Origin of the sequence: Tepidimonas thermarum, assembly GCF_007556705.1 — a bacterium.
Classification (GTDB): domain Bacteria; phylum Pseudomonadota; class Gammaproteobacteria; order Burkholderiales; family Burkholderiaceae_C; genus Tepidimonas; species Tepidimonas thermarum.
Genome location: NZ_VJOL01000021.1, coordinates 1 through 16,479, shown reverse-complemented (window position 1 = coordinate 16,479; position 16,479 = coordinate 1). Strand labels below are relative to the sequence as shown.

General features: G+C 67.8%; 16 protein-coding genes and 1 pseudogene. 8 read left to right on the top strand and 9 right to left on the bottom strand.

All coding sequences use genetic code 11. The annotated features are described in order from the left end of the window. The first annotated feature begins 4 nt into the window (after nt 1-4). Nucleotides 5-769, top strand: a complete 765-nt coding sequence (locus Tther_RS06725) for a TSUP family transporter (RefSeq protein ID WP_143902194.1) — start codon at nt 5-7, stop codon at nt 767-769. Here Tther_RS06725 and mrdA read toward each other — a convergent pair. From mrdA to Tther_RS06705, 4 genes are read right to left on the bottom strand one after another with little or no spacing between them, the layout of a single operon-like run. Then, nucleotides 751-2,721 carry a penicillin-binding protein 2 gene (gene mrdA, locus Tther_RS06720; RefSeq protein WP_143902192.1) on the bottom strand — a complete coding sequence of 657 codons (1,971 nt, stop codon included), beginning with the start codon at nt 2,719-2,721 and terminating at the stop codon, nt 751-753. The genes Tther_RS06725 and mrdA overlap by 19 nt on opposite strands. Before the next feature lie 7 nt (nt 2,722-2,728). Beyond that, nucleotides 2,729-3,253: a rod shape-determining protein MreD gene (mreD, locus tag Tther_RS06715; RefSeq protein WP_143902190.1), complete on the bottom strand. Its 525-nt coding sequence runs from the start codon at nt 3,251-3,253 to the stop codon at nt 2,729-2,731. After that, nucleotides 3,250-4,137, bottom strand: coding sequence for a rod shape-determining protein MreC (mreC, locus tag Tther_RS06710; RefSeq protein WP_143902188.1), 888 nt, complete (start codon nt 4,135-4,137; stop codon nt 3,250-3,252). Before mreC ends, mreD begins: the two co-directional genes overlap by 4 nt. Nucleotides 4,138-4,184: 47 nt before the next feature. After that, nucleotides 4,185-5,231 carry a rod shape-determining protein gene (locus Tther_RS06705; RefSeq protein WP_143902186.1) on the bottom strand — a complete coding sequence of 349 codons (1,047 nt, stop codon included), beginning with the start codon at nt 5,229-5,231 and terminating at the stop codon, nt 4,185-4,187. Between the two features lie 142 nt (nt 5,232-5,373). Between Tther_RS06705 and gatC the strand changes: the two genes are divergently transcribed. Genes gatC through gatB form a run of 3 tightly spaced genes read left to right on the top strand, consistent with a single transcriptional unit; the run spans nt 5,374 to nt 8,684 of the window. Then, the gene (gene gatC, locus Tther_RS06700; RefSeq protein WP_143902184.1) at nt 5,374-5,673 is read left to right on the top strand and encodes an Asp-tRNA(Asn)/Glu-tRNA(Gln) amidotransferase subunit GatC; all 300 of its coding nucleotides are present in this window, start codon (nt 5,374-5,376) and stop codon (nt 5,671-5,673) included. Then, nucleotides 5,670-7,202, top strand: a complete 1,533-nt coding sequence (gatA, locus tag Tther_RS06695; RefSeq protein ID WP_143902182.1) for an Asp-tRNA(Asn)/Glu-tRNA(Gln) amidotransferase subunit GatA — start codon at nt 5,670-5,672, stop codon at nt 7,200-7,202. The genes gatC and gatA overlap by 4 nt, the downstream gene beginning before the upstream one ends. 3 nt (nt 7,203-7,205) lie before the next feature. Continuing rightward, complete coding sequence (gatB, locus tag Tther_RS06690; protein ID WP_143902180.1) at nt 7,206-8,684, top strand: Asp-tRNA(Asn)/Glu-tRNA(Gln) amidotransferase subunit GatB; 1,479 nt, start codon at nt 7,206-7,208, stop codon at nt 8,682-8,684. A gap of 10 nt (nt 8,685-8,694) precedes the next feature. Here gatB and Tther_RS13485 read toward each other — a convergent pair whose 3' ends face one another. The 5 genes and pseudogenes from Tther_RS13485 to Tther_RS06670 all read right to left on the bottom strand — a co-directional run bounded on the left by Tther_RS13485 (nt 8,695) and on the right by Tther_RS06670 (nt 11,622). Continuing rightward, nucleotides 8,695-8,964, bottom strand: coding sequence for a hypothetical protein (locus tag Tther_RS13485; protein WP_246098941.1), 270 nt, complete (start codon nt 8,962-8,964; stop codon nt 8,695-8,697). 133 nt (nt 8,965-9,097) lie between these two features. Continuing rightward, nucleotides 9,098-9,400, bottom strand: a pseudogene (locus Tther_RS13480) (DUF4124 domain-containing protein); the annotation flags it as partial. Nucleotides 9,401-9,483: 83 nt separating this feature from the next. Then, nucleotides 9,484-10,191 carry an orotate phosphoribosyltransferase gene (gene pyrE / locus Tther_RS06680; protein ID WP_143902178.1) on the bottom strand — a complete coding sequence of 236 codons (708 nt, stop codon included), beginning with the start codon at nt 10,189-10,191 and terminating at the stop codon, nt 9,484-9,486. Nucleotides 10,192-10,275: 84 nt separating this feature from the next. Further along, nucleotides 10,276-10,659, bottom strand: a complete 384-nt coding sequence (gene crcB, locus Tther_RS06675; RefSeq protein ID WP_143902176.1) for a fluoride efflux transporter CrcB — start codon at nt 10,657-10,659, stop codon at nt 10,276-10,278. Between the two features lie 60 nt (nt 10,660-10,719). After that, complete coding sequence (locus tag Tther_RS06670) at nt 10,720-11,622, bottom strand: 5'-nucleotidase (RefSeq protein ID WP_143902174.1); 903 nt, start codon at nt 11,620-11,622, stop codon at nt 10,720-10,722. A gap of 202 nt (nt 11,623-11,824) precedes the next feature. Between Tther_RS06670 and tviB the strand changes: the two genes are divergently transcribed. From tviB to Tther_RS06650, 4 genes are all read left to right on the top strand, one after another. Further along, nucleotides 11,825-13,099, top strand: a complete 1,275-nt coding sequence (tviB, locus tag Tther_RS06665) for a Vi polysaccharide biosynthesis UDP-N-acetylglucosamine C-6 dehydrogenase TviB (RefSeq protein WP_143902172.1) — start codon at nt 11,825-11,827, stop codon at nt 13,097-13,099. 103 nt (nt 13,100-13,202) lie between these two features. Continuing rightward, nucleotides 13,203-14,459 carry an oligosaccharide flippase family protein gene (locus Tther_RS06660; protein WP_143902170.1) on the top strand — a complete coding sequence of 419 codons (1,257 nt, stop codon included), beginning with the start codon at nt 13,203-13,205 and terminating at the stop codon, nt 14,457-14,459. A gap of 99 nt (nt 14,460-14,558) precedes the next feature. Further along, nucleotides 14,559-15,332 carry a class I SAM-dependent methyltransferase gene (locus Tther_RS06655; protein WP_185975026.1) on the top strand — a complete coding sequence of 258 codons (774 nt, stop codon included), beginning with the start codon at nt 14,559-14,561 and terminating at the stop codon, nt 15,330-15,332. Beyond that, on the top strand, nt 15,329-16,363 hold the full coding sequence (locus tag Tther_RS06650; protein WP_143902166.1) for a glycosyltransferase: 1,035 nt from the start codon (nt 15,329-15,331) through the stop codon (nt 16,361-16,363). The genes Tther_RS06655 and Tther_RS06650 overlap by 4 nt, the downstream gene beginning before the upstream one ends. Nucleotides 16,364-16,479: the final 116 nt, after the last annotated feature.

Below are 16,479 nucleotides of genomic sequence, written 5' to 3'. Positions count from 1 at the left end.
GCCCATGGAATGGCTGATGTTGACGAGCGCCTCGCTGCTGGCGGGCTTTGTGGACGCCATCGTGGGCGGCGGCGGTCTGATTTTGGTGCCGGCGCTGTTTGCCGCCTTCCCGCTGGCGCCACCGGCCACGTTGCTGGGCACCAACAAAAGCGCCTCGGTCTGGGGGACGGCGACCGCCACGTGGCGTTACGCGCGGCGCGTGCAGGTGCGCTGGTCGGCCCTGTTGCCGGCGGCCGCGGTGTGCCTGGTGGGGGCGTGGGCGGGCGCATGGTGCGTGACGCAGGTGTCGGCCGAGCTGCTGCGGCGGGCGCTGCCTTTCATCCTGGGGGCGGTGCTGCTCTACACCCTGGCCAAAAAGGATATGGGCCTGCACCACCGGCCGCGCTTTGCCGGGCGGGCCGAGACGCTGGCCGCGTGCGCGGTGGGCGGCACCATTGGGTTTTACGACGGTTTCTTTGGGCCAGGCACGGGCAGTTTTTTCGTCTTCCTGTTCGTGCGCTGGTTGGGCTACGACTTTTTGAGCGCCAGCGCCTCGGCCAAGCTGCTCAACACCACGTCCAACGTGGCGGCGGTGGCCCTGTTTGCGTGGAAGGGACACGTCTGGTGGCACTACGGTTTGGCCATGGCGGCGGCCAATGTGGCCGGCAGTTTGCTGGGCACGCGGCTGGCGCTGCGGCACGGTGCCGGGTTTGTGCGCGGGGTGTTCATCACCGTGGTGGCGGCGCTGATTGCCAAAACCGGCTGGGACGCCTACGGCGCGTTGCCCTGAGGGGGCGGCCACGGCACCTCGTCCACCCGGCGCGGGGTGCCGATGGGGGCGGCGCTTTGGCCGTTTTGCGTGGCGGCAATGTCGTCCTCGCTCGGGTACAGGCCCAGCAACAGGTAGTCGAACACCCGGCGCGCGATGGGCGCGGCGTGCGCCGCCCCAAAGCCGGCGTTTTCCACGATGGCGGCCAGCGCGTAGCGGGGCGATTCGACCGGCGCAAAGGCGATGTAGAGCGAGTGGTCGCGCTGGAATTCGGCCAGCCGCTTGGGGTCGTACTTGTCGCGCTGGCCGATGGTCACGGCCTGGGCGGTGCCGGTTTTGCCGCCGCTGCGGTAGCCCGCACCCGCAAAGGCGCGGGCGGAGGTGCCCTCGGTGGTCACCGCGGCCATGGCGTCGAGCACCACCTGCACATGCTCGCGGCGGTAGCCCAGTGCTTGACCGGCCACCACCGGGCGTGATGACGTGATGCGGCCCTCGGGGCCCGCGGCGCGGGTTTCCAGCACCACGTGGGGCGTGACGCGCGTGCCGCCGTTGGCCAGCGTGGCCGTGGCCGTGGCCAGCTGCAGCGGTGTGAAGCTGTTGTAACCCTGGCCAATGCCCAGCGAGATCGTCTCGCCCGGGTGCCAGCGCTGCTGCTCGGCGCGTTTGTAGGTGGCGCGCTTCCAGGCCGGGCTGGGCAAGATGCCACGCGCCTCGCCGGGCAAATCGATGCCGGTGAGCTGGCCAAAGCCCAGCGGCGCCATGAAGTCGTGGATGGCCTGCACCCCCATTTCGTGCGCCAGGGTGTAGTAGTACACGTTGCTGGACAGCACGATGCTGCGCCGCAGGTCCACCATCCCCAGGGCGTGTTCGCCATGGCTGCGAAAACGGTGGTTGCCCAGCGTCCAGTAGCCTGGGTCGTAAATGGTGGTCTGCGGCGTGCGCAGCCCCAGCTCCAGCGCCGCCAGCGCCATGAACGGCTTGTAGGTGGAGCCGGGCGGGTAGGTGCCGCGCAGCGCGCGGTTGAGCAACGGGCGGTCCACCGATTCGTTGAGGGCGCGCCAGTTGTCGCTGTCGATGCCATCGACGAACAGGTTGGGGTCGAAGGTGGGCATGCTGACCAGCGCCAGCGCCTCGCCGGTGTGGGTGTCCAGCACCACCAGCGCGCCACGGCGCTCGCCATAGAGCCGCTCGATCAGGTGTTGCAGCCGCACGTCGATGGACAGGCGCACGGTTTGACCGGCCTGGGGCGGGGTGACGTCCAGACGGCGCACCGCGCGGCCCGCGGCCGATGTCTCCACCCGCTCAAAGCCGGTGCGGCCATGCAGCCGGTCTTCTTGTGCGGCCTCGACCCCCAATTTGCCGATGTGGGTGCTGCCACGGTAGTTGGCGACTTTTTCTTCCGGCCAGTCGTCCATGGCCTCGCGGTCGCGCTGGCTGATGCGGCCGATGTAGCCCAGCACGTGCGCCGCCGTGGGGCCCAGCGGGTAGCGCCGCAGTTGACGTGCCTGGATGTCCACCCCCGGCAGTTCCCACAGGCGGGCCGCCACGCGGGCCATTTCCTCCTCGCTCAGGCGGGTTTTGAGCGGGATCGAGTCGAACCGCTTGGACTCGCCCAGCAGTCGGCGAAAGCGCTGCAGGTCGCGCGGGGCAAGCGTGACGAGCTCGCCCAGCCGCTGCAGGGTCGCCTCCAGGTCCGGGGTGCGCGCCGGCACGATCTCCAGCGCGTACACGGGCAGGTTCTCCGCCAGCACGACGCCGTTGCGGTCCACGATGTGCCCGCGCGCGGGCACGATGGGCAGCACCGCGGTGCGGTTACCCTCGGCCTGCGCGGCGTAGCGCTCGTGCTCGCGGATTTGCAGGTGCCACGCGCGCAGTGCCAGCGCGCCAAAGGCGGCCACCACCGCCGCCAGCGCCACCCAGGCGCGCCAGCGGAATTGGGCGATGCGGGTGTCGGCGTCCTGGTACTCCGTCATGGCCCGCTCACAGGGGGCGGTTTTCGTCGGGGGCGTGCGGGCGCCGCTGCGGTGCCAGCAGCACGCCCGTGGCCGGTATCCACAGCGCTGCGGTCAGGAAGGGGGACAGCCACGCCAGCGCGGGCGGTGCGCCATGCCCCGCGAGCAGCCGCACCAGCGCCTGCAGGGCAAAGGCGATGGCCAGCAGCGGCAGCACGTGCAGCGTTTGGCGCCGCAGGTCGAACCACAGCACGCGCCGGTGCAGCGTCACGGCCAGGTAGCCCATGGCGCTGTAGGCCAGGGCATGCTGGCCCAGCAGCACACCCTGGTGCACATCCATGCACAGCCCGGCCACAAAGGCCACGCCCACGCCGATGCGCAGCGGCTGGTGGATGATCCAAAACACCAGCACCAGCGCCATCCAGTCGGGCAACCAGGCCGCACCCGACAGCTGCCCTTGCAACACCTGCAGGGCCAGTGCGGCGGCCAGCGACCCCCAGATGAAGGTGGGGTTGGCGGGCAGCAACAGGGCTTGTCCACGCGGCAGGATCATGGCCGTTGTCCCGCAGAAAGGGGGGCTGCCGCCTGTGCGGGCTGCAGCACCAGCACGTGTAGGGCATCGCGTGTGCGCGCCGCCGGCGCCACCTGCACGTTGGCAAAACCCTCGGCGCCCTCGGCCGTGACGGACACGACCGTCCCCACGGGCAGGCCCGGCGGGTACAGGCCGTCGATGCCGCTGGTCACCAGCGCGTCGCCAGCCCGGGTGGCGGTTTGGTGGCTGACGTAGCGCAGGGCCAGCGCCGGCTCATCCCGGTCACCATTGCCGTAGGCCAAATAGCGCTCGCCGGTGCGGGTGTTGAGCACGGGAATGGCGAGCTGCCGGTGCATCAGCAGCGTCACCTCGCTGGTGGCCGGGTACACGCGCGTCACCTGTCCCAACACGCCGTAGGCGTCCATGACCGGCGCGCCCGCCTGCACCCCCTGCAGCGCGCCGCGGTCGATCACCACCCCGGGGATGTAGGGGTCGGGCAGGGCGTAGAGGATTTCCGCCCCTTGGGCCGAGGGGGCGATGCGCTCGCGCAAGCCCAGCAGCTGCCGCAGCTCGCGATTCTCCTGCGCCAGGTGTTCCACCAGGCCGGCGCGCTCGGCGTGTTGCAGCAGCAGGGCCCGCGCCTCGCGCGCCTCGCGCTGGGCCGACTCCAGCGCGCTCAGGTAGCCGCCCGCCCACTGCACGGCGCGCACCGGCTGCAGCACCAGCCACTGCACCGGGTACAACGCCGTGGCCAGCGCCGCGCGCAGCGGCGCGGCCCACTGCAGCCGCGCATCCACCACCATCAGCAGCACGGACAGCGCGCTGAGCACGATCCACTTGGCCAGGGCCGGCGTGCCCTGCTTGAAAAACGGTGGCGGCGTGCGGTCGATGGTGCCCAGCGGCATGACGGATCGCTAAGCGCGGCAGGTGGCGGCGGGGGCCGCGTGCCCCATCACTCGTTGGTGAAGATGCTGTGGCCCAGGCGGTCCATTTGCTCCAGCGCCATGCCGCAGCCGCGCACCACGCAGGTCAGCGGGTCCTCGGCCACGAACACGGGCAGCCCCGTCTCCTCGTTGAGCAGCCGGTCCAAATCCCGCAGCAGCGCGCCGCCGCCGGTGAGCATCATGCCGCGGTCGGCGATGTCGGCGCCCAGCTCGGGCGGGGTGTGCTCCAGCGCGGTTTTGACCGAACTGACGATTTGGTTGATCGGATCGGTCAGGGCCTCGAGCACCTCGTTGGAGCTGATGGTGAAGCTGCGCGGCACGCCCTCGGAGAGGTTGCGACCCTTGACCTCCATCTCCTTGACCTCGGAGCCGGGGAAGGCGCTGCCGATGTTTTTCTTGATCGCCTCGGCCGTGGGCTCGCCAATGAGCATGCCGTAGTTGCGACGGATGTAGTTGATGATGGCCTCGTCGAACTTGTCGCCGCCCACGCGCACGCTGCCCTTGTAGACCATGCCGCCCAGGCTGATGACGCCCACCTCGGTGGTGCCGCCGCCGATGTCCACCACCATCGAGCCCGCGGCTTCGGCCACCGGCAGCCCGGCGCCGATGGCGGCGGCCATCGGTTCTTCGATCAGGTACACCTCGGACGCGCCGGCCCCCAGGGCCGATTCGCGGATGGCGCGCCGCTCCACCTGCGTGGAGCCGCACGGCACGCAGATGATGATGCGCGGGCTGGGGCGCAGCATCGAGCGCGGGTGCACCATCTTGATGAACTGCTTGAGCATCTGCTCGGTGACCGTGAAGTCGGCGATGACGCCGTCCTTCATCGGGCGGATGGCTTCGATGTTGCCGGGGACCTTGCCCAGCATCGCCTTGGCCGCATGGCCGACGGCCTGGATGGTTTTTTTGCCGTTGGGCCCGCCTTCGTGGCGGATGGCAACGACGGAGGGCTCGTCGAGCACGATGCCCTTGCCGCGCACGTAAATGAGCGTGTTGGCCGTGCCCAGGTCGATGGCAAGGTCGGTCGAAAAGTGCCGACGCAGGGATTCGAACATGGTGTGTGGGTCCTGTGCAGCCTGCCGGCTAGGGGTGGCGCCAGGGAAAGCGGCAGGCCGTATCGTGAAACCCGGGATAATACCGCAAGGCCTGACCTGCCAGGCAGGCGGACACCCGTCCTCCAGACCATTGCGCACCACCATGTCCCTGACCCTACACGATGTCGATCGCCTCGCGCACCTGGCGCGGCTGGCGCTCGACGGCCCGACGGCCGAGCGCATGCTCGGCCAGCTCAACGCGTTCTTTGCCATCGTCGAGCAAATGCAGGCGGTGGACACCACCGGCGTGGCGCCGCTGGCGCACCCGGCCGAGGTGTTTACCGACGTCGCCTTGCGCTTGCGCGACGACGTCGTGCGCGAGCCCGACAACCGCGCGGCCAACCAGGCCAGCGCCCCAGCCGTCGAAGACGGCCTGTACCTTGTGCCGCGGGTGATCGAATGAGCCAGGAACTGCACCAGATGGGCGTGGCCGAGCTGGCGGCCGCGCTGGCCGCGGGCCAGACCTCCAGCGTCGAGGTGACCCAGGCGCTGCTGCAGCGCGTGCGCGCGCACGAGGCGCTGAGCGCCTTTTTGGCCGTGGACGAAGCCGTGAGCCTGGCCCAGGCGCGCCAGGCCGATGCGCGGCGCGCACGCGGCGAGCGCACCCCGCTGCTGGGCGTGCCCATTGCGCACAAGGATGTGTTCGTCACGCGCGACTTCCCGACCACGGCGGGCAGCCGCATGCTGGCCGGCTACCGCAGCCCGTTCGACGCCACCGTGGTGGCCCGGCTGGGCGGGGGTGCCGACGGGCACCCTGGCGCCGGCGCGGTGACGCTGGGCAAGCTCAACTGCGACGAGTTCGCCATGGGCTCGGGCAACGACAACTCGGCGTTTGGCCCGGCGCGCAACCCTTGGGATCCTGCGCGCGTGCCGGGCGGGTCCTCCGGCGGCTCGGCGGCGGCGGTGGCGGCGCGGCTGGTGCCGGGCGCCACGGGCACGGACACGGGCGGCTCCATCCGGCAGCCGGCAGCGTTTTGCGGCGTCACCGGCATCAAGCCGACCTACGGCCGCTGCTCGCGCTACGGCATGGTGGCCTACGCCTCCAGCCTGGACCAGGCGGGCCCGATCGCACGCTCGGCGCTCGACTGCGCGCTGCTGCTGTCGGCCATGGCGGGCCCCGATCCGGACCGCGACTCCACCAGCCTCGACCTGCCGGCCGAGGACTACACCCGCGGCCTGGACGACCCGCTGCCCGGTGCCAGCCCGGCGCGGCCGCTGCAGGGTTTGCGCATCGGCTTGCCGGCCGAATTTTTTGGCGCCGGCTGCAGCCCCGACGTGCTGACGGCCGTGCGCGCCGCGCTGGCCGAGTTCGAGCGGCTGGGCGCGACGCTGGTGGACATCCACCTGCCGCGCACCGAGCTGGCCATCCCGGCCTACTACATCATCGCGCCGGCCGAGGCCAGCTCCAACCTCAGCCGCTACGACGGGGTGCGCTACGGCCACCGCGCGGCCGAGTACAGCGATTTGCTCGACATGTACCGGCGCACGCGCAGCGAGGGCTTTGGCCCCGAGGTGCAGCGCCGCATCCTGATTGGCACCTACGTGCTCTCGCACGGCTACTACGATGCCTACTACCTCAAGGCGCAGCAGATCCGCCGCTTGATCGCCCAGGACTTTTTGCGCGCCTTCGAGTCGTGCGACCTCATCGCCGGACCGGTGGCGCCCACCGTGGCCTGGGCCATCGGTGCCAAAGCCGACGACCCGCTGTCGGCGTATTTGGCCGACATCTACACCTTGCCGGCGTCGCTGGCGGGGCTGCCGGGCATGAGTGTGCCCGCCGGCTTGGGCGCGGACGGTCTGCCCGTTGGGCTGCAGCTCATCGGCCCGCACCTGGCCGAGGCGCGCCTGCTGCACGCCGCCCATCAGTTCCAGCGTGCCACCGACTGGCACACCCGCGCCCCCGCCCTTGTCACCCCCTCGCCGCAGGCTTGACCCATGAGCAGCGTATCGTTTCTCGTCCACGGCTACGAGGTCGTCATCGGCTTCGAAACCCACGCCCAGCTCGCCACGCGCAGCAAAATCTTCAGCCGCGCCGCCACCGCCTTTGGCGCGGCGCCCAACACCCAGGCCTGCGCGGTGGATTTGGCGCTGCCGGGCACGCTGCCGGTCATGAACCGCGCCGCGGTGGAATGCGCCATCCGCTTTGGCCTGGCGGTGGGCGCGCACGTGGCGCCGCGCAGCGTCTTTGCGCGCAAAAACTACTTCTACCCCGATCTGCCCAAGGGCTACCAGATCAGCCAATACGAAATCCCGGTCGTGCAGGGGGGCGCCATTCGCTTTTACCTGGGCGACGAGCTGCGCACCGTGCGCCTGGTGCGCGCCCACCTGGAGGAGGACGCCGGCAAAAGCCTGCACGAGGACTTTCACGGCATGAGCGGCATCGACCTCAACCGCGCCGGCACGCCGCTGCTGGAGATCGTCACCGAGCCCGACATCCGCTCCAGCGCCGAGGCGGTGGCCTACGCCAAGGAACTGCACAAGCTGGTCACCTGGATCGGCATTTGCGACGGCAACATGCAGGAAGGGTCGTTCCGCTGCGACGCCAACGTCAGCGTGCGCAAGCCGGGCCAGCCGCTGGGCACGCGGCGCGAGATCAAAAACCTGAACTCCTTCAAGTTCATGCAGCAGGCCATCGATTACGAGGTGCGCTGGCAGATCGAGCAGTTGGAGGACGGCCGCCCCATCGAGCAGGCCACGGTGCTGTTCGACCCCGACACCGGCGAGACGCGCGCCATGCGCACCAAGGAGGACGCGGCCGACTACCGCTACTTCCCCGACCCGGACCTGCCGCCGCTGGTGATTGCCCCCGAGTGGGTCGAGCAGGTGCGCGCCAGCCTGCCGGAGCTGCCGCGCGCCATGGCCGAGCGCTTGGTGCGCGATTACGGGTTGCCCGACTACGACGCCACCACCCTCACACAATCGCCCGCCATGGGCGCGTACTTCGAGGACGCGGTGCGCGCGGGTGCTGCGCCCAAAGCCGCCAGCAACTGGATCATGGGCGAGGTGTCGCGCCGCCTCAACGTGGCCGAAGTCGGCATCGAGGCCTGTCCGGTGCCGCCCATCGTGCTGGCGGCGCTGCTGCGCCGTGTGGCCGACGGCACCGTGTCCAACAACGCCGCCAAGCAGGTGTTCGACGTCCTTTGGGCCGAGCCTGGGGCGGTGGACGGCGCCGACGCCGCCCTGGCGCGCGTCGATGCGGTGATCGAGGCCAAGGGCCTCAAGCAAATGAACGACACCGCGGCGCTGGAGGCGATCGTCGCGCAGGTGATCGCCGCCAACGAGAAGAACGTGGCCGAATACCGCGCCGGCAAGGACAAGGCGTTCAACGCCCTGGTGGGGCAGGTGATGAAGGCCACCCAGGGCAAAGCCAACCCGCAGCAGGTCAACGAGCTGCTGCGGCGCGCGCTGGGCTGACGGCCGTGCGCTAGCGCTGCGGGGCGCTGTCCCACAGGCGGCGCAGCAGCTGCAGCTCGGCGTCGTATTGCGCCTCGATGCGGGCTTTTTCGCGCTCCTGGTCGGCCAAAAACAGCGCCTGTTGCTGCCGTTGTTGGGCGTTTTGCGCCACGCGCTGCTTGAGCGCCGCCGGCGCGCTGGCCGGGTTGCGCTGGTAAAACGCCATCTCCTCCTCCAGTCGCTGGCGCTCGCGCTCCAGATGCTCGGCGTACAGCCGCCCGCTGTCGATGACGGCCTGCACCTGTTGCAGCGCCAGCGCACGCGCGCTGGTGTGCGGCCTCGTCGGGATAGCGCGTCAGCAACAACGCCTCTTTGCGCCGGGCCTCGGCCGCGCGCGCGGCCGCCTCGGCCTCGGCCTGCTGGCGGGCGGCGGCGCGCTCGCGCTCTTCGGGCGTGGGCGGCGGGGGGATGACGCGGCGCACCGTGCCGGTGGGGCCCAGCTCGCGCTGCTCACGGTCGCGGCATTCCGGGATGGGTCGGTCCGACGACAGCAGCCGGCCCTGCGCGTCGATGCAGGTGTAAATGCCCCGCGCGGGCGCGGGTGTTTGCGCCCATGCGGCCAGCCCCAGCGACAGCCCCAGCGCGCCCGCCACAAACCGCCACGGTCGGGCGGGATATGGGTGCGGCGGCCGGCTGGCGCACGGCGGGGGGTGCAGGGCGGTGGCGGACAAGGGCATGGTGGCGGGCGGGGTGCGACCCCGTTGTCGTTATGGGGGTGTCAAGCCGGCCCCGCCATGCGGCCCGGTGCGCGCGGCCGGCGTCAGCCCACGCCGTAGCGGGCGCGGTAGGCCTGCACCCGTTCGCGGTGCGTGCGCATGGCAGGGTCGTCGTGCTGTTCCAGATATTGGAGCAAGTCCGCCAACTTGGCAATGGCGCACACGGCCAAGCCCAGCTCGCGCTGCACATACTGCACCGCGCTGTAGGGCACGTCGCGCACCGTGCCGTCGGGGGCCACCTCGGTGGCCATCTCCTGCCGGTCCAGCGCAATCGCCATCGCGTGCGGTGTGGCGCCCGCGCCACGGATGAGCGCAATCGACTCCCGCGCTGCGGTGCCCGCGCTCATCACGTCGTCGATGATCAGCACGCGCCCGCGCAGCGGCGCGCCCACCAGGGTGCCGCCCTCGCCGTGATCTTTGGCTTCTTTGCGGTTGTAGGCAAAGGGCTTGTTGTGCCCGCGCCGCGCCAGCTCCACCGCCACCGCCGCCGCCAAGGGAATGCCCTTGTACGCCGGCCCAAAAACCATGTCAAACGCCAGGCCGCTGCCCAGTATCGCCTCTGCGTAGCACTCGGCCAGACGGCCCAGCTTGGCTCCGTCGTCAAACAGCCCGGCGTTGAAAAAATACGGGCTCAGGCGCCCGGCCTTGGTCTTGAATTCGCCAAAGCGCAGCACGCCGGCTTCCAGGGCAAATTGCACAAAGCGCTGGGCCAGCGCGTCGCGCTCGGGGTTGGACGTTGGGGTTGCGGTCATGGGCGCCGATTGTAGGTGTGGGCATGGGCGGGGCGTAGCCCGCCGCGTTGCTGGGGGCACGGCGTGCGTTGCCCCAGGCCCGCCTCACGCGCTGCGCAGCGCCGTGTAGCTGGCCCAGCCCAGCGCCGTCAGCGCCAGCGAGCCGCCCACGTGCAGCGCCACGCCCGCCAGCGCCCACAGCAGCCGGCCCTGCTGCAGCAGGGTCGTCATTTCGACGGAGAAGCTGGAAAACGTCGTCAGCCCGCCTAGCAGCCCGGTCACCGCAAACAGCCGCCACGCGGGCGCCACATCCGGGTGGTGCAAAAAGAACGCCGCCACCACGCCGATGGCGTAGCCGCCGATCCAGTTGGCCGCCAGCGTGCCCAGCGGCAGATGGGGCAGCACGGCGTTGAGCGCCAGCCCCAGCCCCCAGCGCAGCAGCGCGCCCAGGCTGGCGCCGGCGGCAATGGCAAGAATCGAAAGCGTCATGGTCGTGGGCCTGGCGTCAAACGCGCTGACCCGATTGTGACCCATCGGCCGGCGCAACCCTCAGGCATCGGCCACGCCAGCCACGCCGGCGGCCACGTGGCCCGCGGGCACATGCTCGGCGGCGCTGTGCACGTGGCGCGTCTGGTCGTCGAAAAAGAAGTCGGGCTCGAACTCGCGCAGAAATGCCCCCTTGGGCAGACCGCCCAAAAACAGCGCCTCGTCCACCTCGATGTGCCAGTCCATCAGCGTGCGGATGGCGCGCTCGTGCGCCGGGGCGCTGCGCGCCGTCACCAGCGCGGTGCGGATGCGCATGGCGGCGGTGCCCTCCTGCTGCAGCCGGTGCAGCGCCTGCAGCAGGGGCTTGAACGGCCCGCCGGGCAGCGGCTGCGTGGCCTTGGCGCTTTCGTGCGCCTGAAAGGCGTCCAGCCCCTGGGCCTGGAACACCCGCTCCGCCTCGTCCGAAAACAACACCGCGTCGCCGTCAAACGCGATGCGCACCTCGTGCGGATGCGCATCCGAAGCGCGCTGCGCATGCGGATAGACCTGCGCGGCCGGCACGCCGGCGTCCAGAGCGGCGCGTACATCGTCCAGGTTGGCCGACAAAAACAGGTTGGCCCGCAGCGGCCGCAGGTAGCGCCACGGCGGCGCGCCGCGCGTGAACACCCCGCGCTGGATCGGCAGCCCATAGTGCGCCGCCGAGCGAAACACCCGCATGCCGGAGACGGGGTCGTTGCGCGAAAGGATCACCACCTCCACCCGCTGCGCGCGCGCGTCGTTGAAGCGCAGCAGCTTGTGCACCAGCGAAAACGCCACCCCTGGCGCCGCCGGCTCCTCCAACCGCTGCAACTGCAGCTGCATGTAGGCGCGGTCGTCGCCCTGCTCAAAGACGCGGTTTTCCGCCTCGAAGTCGAACAGCGCGCGCGACGAAATGGCCACGACCAAGCGGCCGTCGAGGCTGGTCATGGCAACAACCCCTGCTCATGCGCCACCCGCCGTTCATGCGTCACCTGCGAACCGCACGGCCGCACCCGCACGCGCCGGCCGAGCGCGGCGCGGGCTTCCGGCGCGAGGCGTTGGGTGGGACGGAAAGGGATGCGCATGCAGCGGATTGTGTCACGACCGTGCCCGAGAAAGCGCTACAGTGTGGGCTGCATTCAACAGCCGTATGAATCTGATCGGACACCCCATCGCCGTCATCGGCCTCGGCTACGTCGGCTTGCCATTGGCGGTCGAGTTTGGCAAACGCTTTCCGGTGGTCGGGTTTGACATCAAGCCTGAGCGCATCGCAGCACTGCAAGCGGGGCGTGACACCACCCTTGAAGTCTCTACCGAGGAACTTGCGGCCGCCACTCATTTGCGCTTGACCACAGATCCTCAAGCGCTGCGCGACTGTCGTGTCCACATGGTGACGGTCCCCACGCCCATCGACCGCGCGAAACGCCCCAACCTGAGCCCGCTCATCCACGCCACCCAAACCGTCGGGCAAAACCTCAAACCCGGCGACGTCGTCATCTACGAGTCCACGGTCTATCCGGGTGCGACGGAAGAGGTGTGCGTTCCCATCCTCGAAAAAACCAGCGGCCTGCGCTTCAACCAAGATTTTTACTGCGGCTACAGCCCTGAGCGCATCAATCCGGGCGACAAAGCGCACCGCCTGCCCAACATCAAAAAAATCACGAGCGGCAGCACACCAGAAGTGGCTGATGCCATCGACGCACTCTACGCGCAGATCATCACTGCGGGTACGTTCAAAGCCAGCAGCATCAAGGTTGCCGAAGCGGCCAAAGTGATCGAAAACACCCAGCGTGACCTCAACATCGCGCTGATGAACGAGCTGGCGATTCTCTTCAACAAACTCGGCATCGACACCGACGAAGTGCTCCAGGCCGCAAGCACCAAATGGAACTTCCTGCCGTTTCGGCCCGGGTTGGTAGGGGGGCACTGCATCGGCGTCGACCCCTACTACCTCACCCACAAAGCGCAGGAGGTAGGACATCACCCCGAAGTGATCCTCGCCGGGCGTCGCATCAACGACCAGATGGGCGTCTATGTGGCCGAACAGGTGATCAAACTGTTGGTGCGCCGCGGCATCAACCCCGTTGGCGCCAAAGTGTTGGTGTTGGGGCTCACATTCAAAGAAAACTGCCCGGACCTGCGCAACACCAAAGTGGTGGATCTCATTGCCACGCTGCGGGAATACCACACCTGCGTAGATGTCTTCGACCCATGGGTCGACCGGCAAGAAGCGCAAGCGGAGTACGGTTTGGCCCTACTGGAAGTTCCGCCCGAAGCGACTTACGACGCGGTTGTGTTGGCTGTGGCGCACCAGCAGTTTCAAACCGCAGGTGTGGCGCAAATTCGTCGTTGGCTCAAACCAGGCGGCGTGCTTTACGACGTCAAGAGCGTGCTGCCGCGCGAAGCGGTGGATGGGAGATTGTGATCGAACCCGCGGTCTGGTTTTCTGCTGTATGCGCGTTATCACGATGCGGAGGAGCTTGTCCTATCGGCTGACATAAAAGAAAGGCTTTGACCATGAGGAACCAATGATTCGCCCTATTCTGCGCAGCGTTGCTTCGTGGCAACCTGGCGCCTATGCGCGCGATGGACTGCGTCTGTTCGGTTGGCTGCTTTTGCGCGCTGTGGCTCAAGCCATTACGGTTTTGTTGTTGGCGCGCTGGCTGGGCCCAACCGATTATGGGGTATTCGTCGCCGCACTCGCCATTGCCAGCTTTTTCACGCCGCTCGCGGGTTTGGGTTTGGGCGGGGTATTGCTCATTCGCGGCGCACGCACGCCAGCGCACTTGCCCTTGCTGCAACGTCGGGCGGCGACAGCGTGGGCGGTCGCCAGCGTCTTGGTCTTGCCACTCGCGCTGCTGGCGATGGCCACCAGCCTGCCCGCTGCGCAGCCGCTGTGGGCGCTTGCCTTACTTGCCCTGGCAGAGGTCGCCGCGGCCTCGTGGGTCGAGCTGTGCGCACGCAGCGCGCAGGCGCAACACCAGGCGCACCGCTTCGGTGCCATCCAGGCTGGGCTGCCGCTCGCGCGGCTTGCCGCGCTACTTGCCGTCCTGCCCTGGGCGGCACCAACGCCCGCGGTTTGGATGGCCGCCTATGCCGCAGCGTCACTGCTCTACGCCGCAGCCCTGGCTGCGGCAGCGCACTGGCCGAGGCTGGCAGGGCCGCCTGATGGTACGCTCCCGGCAACCGCTGCGCTGGTGCAAGAAGGGCTGCCGTTTGCCGGCGGTGCGGTGGCGATGCGACTGCAGGCCGAGTTCAACAAACCGGTGCTCGCCCACCTGAGCTACGCGCAGGCAGGCGCCTTCGCGGTCGCGCAGCGGGTCATCGACCTGGCCACGCTGCCGCTGGCTGCGCTACAGGAAGCCCTGTGGCCACGTCTTTTCGCTGCCGCTGCACCCAACGCACGCCTTGTGCGGACCGGCGCGCTGCTGCTGCTGCTGGCGCTGGCCGCGGGCCTGGCGCTCGCCCTGGCCGCGCCGCTCTTGCCCGCGCTGCTGGGCACTGGTTATGCTGCCGCGGCGGATGCGCTGGTGCTGCTCGCGCTGCTGCCCGCGTTGCAGCTCGTGCGCAACCTCGGCAACGCCTGGCTGATCGCCAACGTCTCCAACGCCGCGCTGTACGTCGTCTACACCGCGAGCGCTGCAGCCGGCGTGCTGCTGGCCCTGCTGCTCGTGCCGCGTTGGGGACTCGATGGGGCGGTGTGGACAATGTATGGCAGCGAGGGGAGCTCGATAGCGGTAGCTGGAATCGTAGCGATCTCGCGCCGAGGAAAAACTAGCCGGTAGAGAAGAGTGAGGAATGAAGATGATAAGCAAGCCTGAAGCGGTATCGTGTTTTCCGGCGGTTTTTACGTAACTCTTTGACGGACCATGAGGAAGTCGAACATGCAACTGAAGCAGGATGAGACGCATGAACTGTTTCAAAACTACACCCGTCACTATGTTTTGATGGAAGAACTGGGGCGAGGCGAAAGGCTGCCGGATGATTTGGAAAAGCTCAAACGCGACCGTTTGCCGCACTGGATCGACGAGATTCCAAAAGAGGCGCGGATTCTGGATGCCGGCTGCGCCCAAGGTCATCATTTGGAAGCCATGCGGAGGGTTGGATTTACCAACCTAACTGGCGTGGAGCTTTCCGAACAGCTTCTTAGCGTTGCTAGGCAGCGTTTACCCCAAGCGCAATTGATTCAGGCCGACATCCGGGAGTGGCTGCCGCAAGCACCGGCGGATTCCTTTGACCTCGTGTTTTTCCACGACGTGCTCGAACATCTGCCGCGCGAGGACGCGATTCCCGTGTTGCGCGGGTTTTACCGTTTATTGGCGCCGGGCGGGCGGCTCAGCGTGCGGGTACCCAATATGGGGTGTTTGATAGCATCTTTTCATATGGCTATCGATTTTACTCATATCACCCACTTTACCGAGTTCTCGTTCCTTCAGGTCTTGGAGGCAGCAGGTTTCGATCCCGATAGGATCGAATTCGAATCCCAAGCGCCTCGGCTGTTTTGGTCCTGGCGCAGACCCCATCGGGCGGTTTTTCGACTGCTCAATCGCGGGAGGTGGCATCTCAATCGCCTAGCGCATCAGGCGCTGTATTTGCTGGTAGACTTTCTCGCGCCAACTCAGTTCGATCCCAATCTCATCGCTGTGGCCCGCAAATGAAACCCCGCCTGCTGTTCATCATCTCTGACCTCGGCCCGGGCGGGGCGCAGCCGATGAACGTGCGCCTGGCGCGGCAGCTGCAAAACCGGGGCTGGCCGGTGCGCTTGGTCACCTTGTTTAAACGGCCTTGGTTCGAACCGCTCGATGCCACAGGTCTGGATGTCGTGCGCCTGAACGCCCAAGGGGTAGAAAAGCCTCTGGTCGCTCTGCGGCTGGTCCCGCTGGCAAGACAGGCGGACGTCGTTATCGGTGGCGAGGATGATGCCGCCACCAATTACGGCTGGCTGGCGGCGAGAGTGACGGGAAAGCCGTTTATCGCCTGGACCCATATCGCGTTCCATGAGCATATCAAAGAACTTGGGCCGATAGACCGCTGGCTGACCTATACCGTGCGTCGGCGGGTTCGATGGACAGTGTTTCCTTCGCACGGCGCTTTGAGTTCTTTACGCCAGCTGCTAGGAAAACAACCGCAAGGTGCTAATTGGATGGTGATCGAAAATTTCCTCGACCCCTTGCCAAGCCCTAAGCCTTTTTCTCCTACCCCAGTATGTTTTGCCAAGCCCGTGGTGTTGGGCATTGGTCGCCTAGCCGGCCAAAAAGCCTTCGATCGCCTGATCCGTGCTCACGCCGCTTTGCGGGCCAAAGGTCTGGACCATCACTTGGTGATCCTGGGCGAAGGACCGGAGCGCTCGAAGTTAGAAGCGGAAATTCAGCGTCTCGGAGTGGCCGAAACGGCTTTCTTGCCTGGTCACGTGACGAATGTTCACGAGTGGCTTGCTCATGCGACGGTGTTTGCGATGTGCTCGCGTTATGAAGGTTTTGGACTTGTTTTGTTGGAAGCGCTGAGCTGCGGGACGCCGGCGGTGGCGATGGATTGTCCAAGCGGACCACGGGAGATTTTGCAGGACGGTTGGGCTGGCCTGCTCACGCCCGAAGGCGACGAGGTAGCTTTTCAGGCGGCGCTGGAACAACTTTTGACTTCCCCGGGGTTGCGCAGGACTTACGCCGAACGCGGCTTAGGGAACCACTGAACAAAAAAGCTCGTACACCGCACACTCGCTCACGCTCGCTGTGAGGTCAGCGCAAATCACCCCAAGGCAGCCTCTGAGGCGCCCAAAGTGCCCTCGCGGCGGTGCAAAACCCGCCC

Coding starts and splice junctions, on each gene's coding strand:
- Tther_RS06725 (WP_143902194.1), top strand. CDS start 5: ATGGAATGGCTGATGTTGACGAGCGCCTCGCTGCTGGCGGGCTTTGTG.
- mrdA (WP_143902192.1), bottom strand. CDS start 2,721: ATGACGGAGTACCAGGACGCCGACACCCGCATCGCCCAATTCCGCTGG.
- mreD (WP_143902190.1), bottom strand. CDS start 3,253: ATGATCCTGCCGCGTGGACAAGCCCTGTTGCTGCCCGCCAACCCCACC.
- mreC (WP_143902188.1), bottom strand. CDS start 4,137: ATGCCGCTGGGCACCATCGACCGCACGCCGCCACCGTTTTTCAAGCAG.
- Tther_RS06705 (WP_143902186.1), bottom strand. CDS start 5,231: ATGTTCGAATCCCTGCGTCGGCACTTTTCGACCGACCTTGCCATCGAC.
- gatC (WP_143902184.1), top strand. CDS start 5,374: ATGTCCCTGACCCTACACGATGTCGATCGCCTCGCGCACCTGGCGCGG.
- gatA (WP_143902182.1), top strand. CDS start 5,670: ATGAGCCAGGAACTGCACCAGATGGGCGTGGCCGAGCTGGCGGCCGCG.
- gatB (WP_143902180.1), top strand. CDS start 7,206: ATGAGCAGCGTATCGTTTCTCGTCCACGGCTACGAGGTCGTCATCGGC.
- pyrE (WP_143902178.1), bottom strand. CDS start 10,191: ATGACCGCAACCCCAACGTCCAACCCCGAGCGCGACGCGCTGGCCCAG.
- crcB (WP_143902176.1), bottom strand. CDS start 10,659: ATGACGCTTTCGATTCTTGCCATTGCCGCCGGCGCCAGCCTGGGCGCG.
- Tther_RS06670 (WP_143902174.1), bottom strand. CDS start 11,622: ATGACCAGCCTCGACGGCCGCTTGGTCGTGGCCATTTCGTCGCGCGCG.
- tviB (WP_143902172.1), top strand. CDS start 11,825: ATGAATCTGATCGGACACCCCATCGCCGTCATCGGCCTCGGCTACGTC.
- Tther_RS06660 (WP_143902170.1), top strand. CDS start 13,203: ATGATTCGCCCTATTCTGCGCAGCGTTGCTTCGTGGCAACCTGGCGCC.
- Tther_RS06655 (WP_185975026.1), top strand. CDS start 14,559: ATGCAACTGAAGCAGGATGAGACGCATGAACTGTTTCAAAACTACACC.
- Tther_RS06650 (WP_143902166.1), top strand. CDS start 15,329: ATGAAACCCCGCCTGCTGTTCATCATCTCTGACCTCGGCCCGGGCGGG.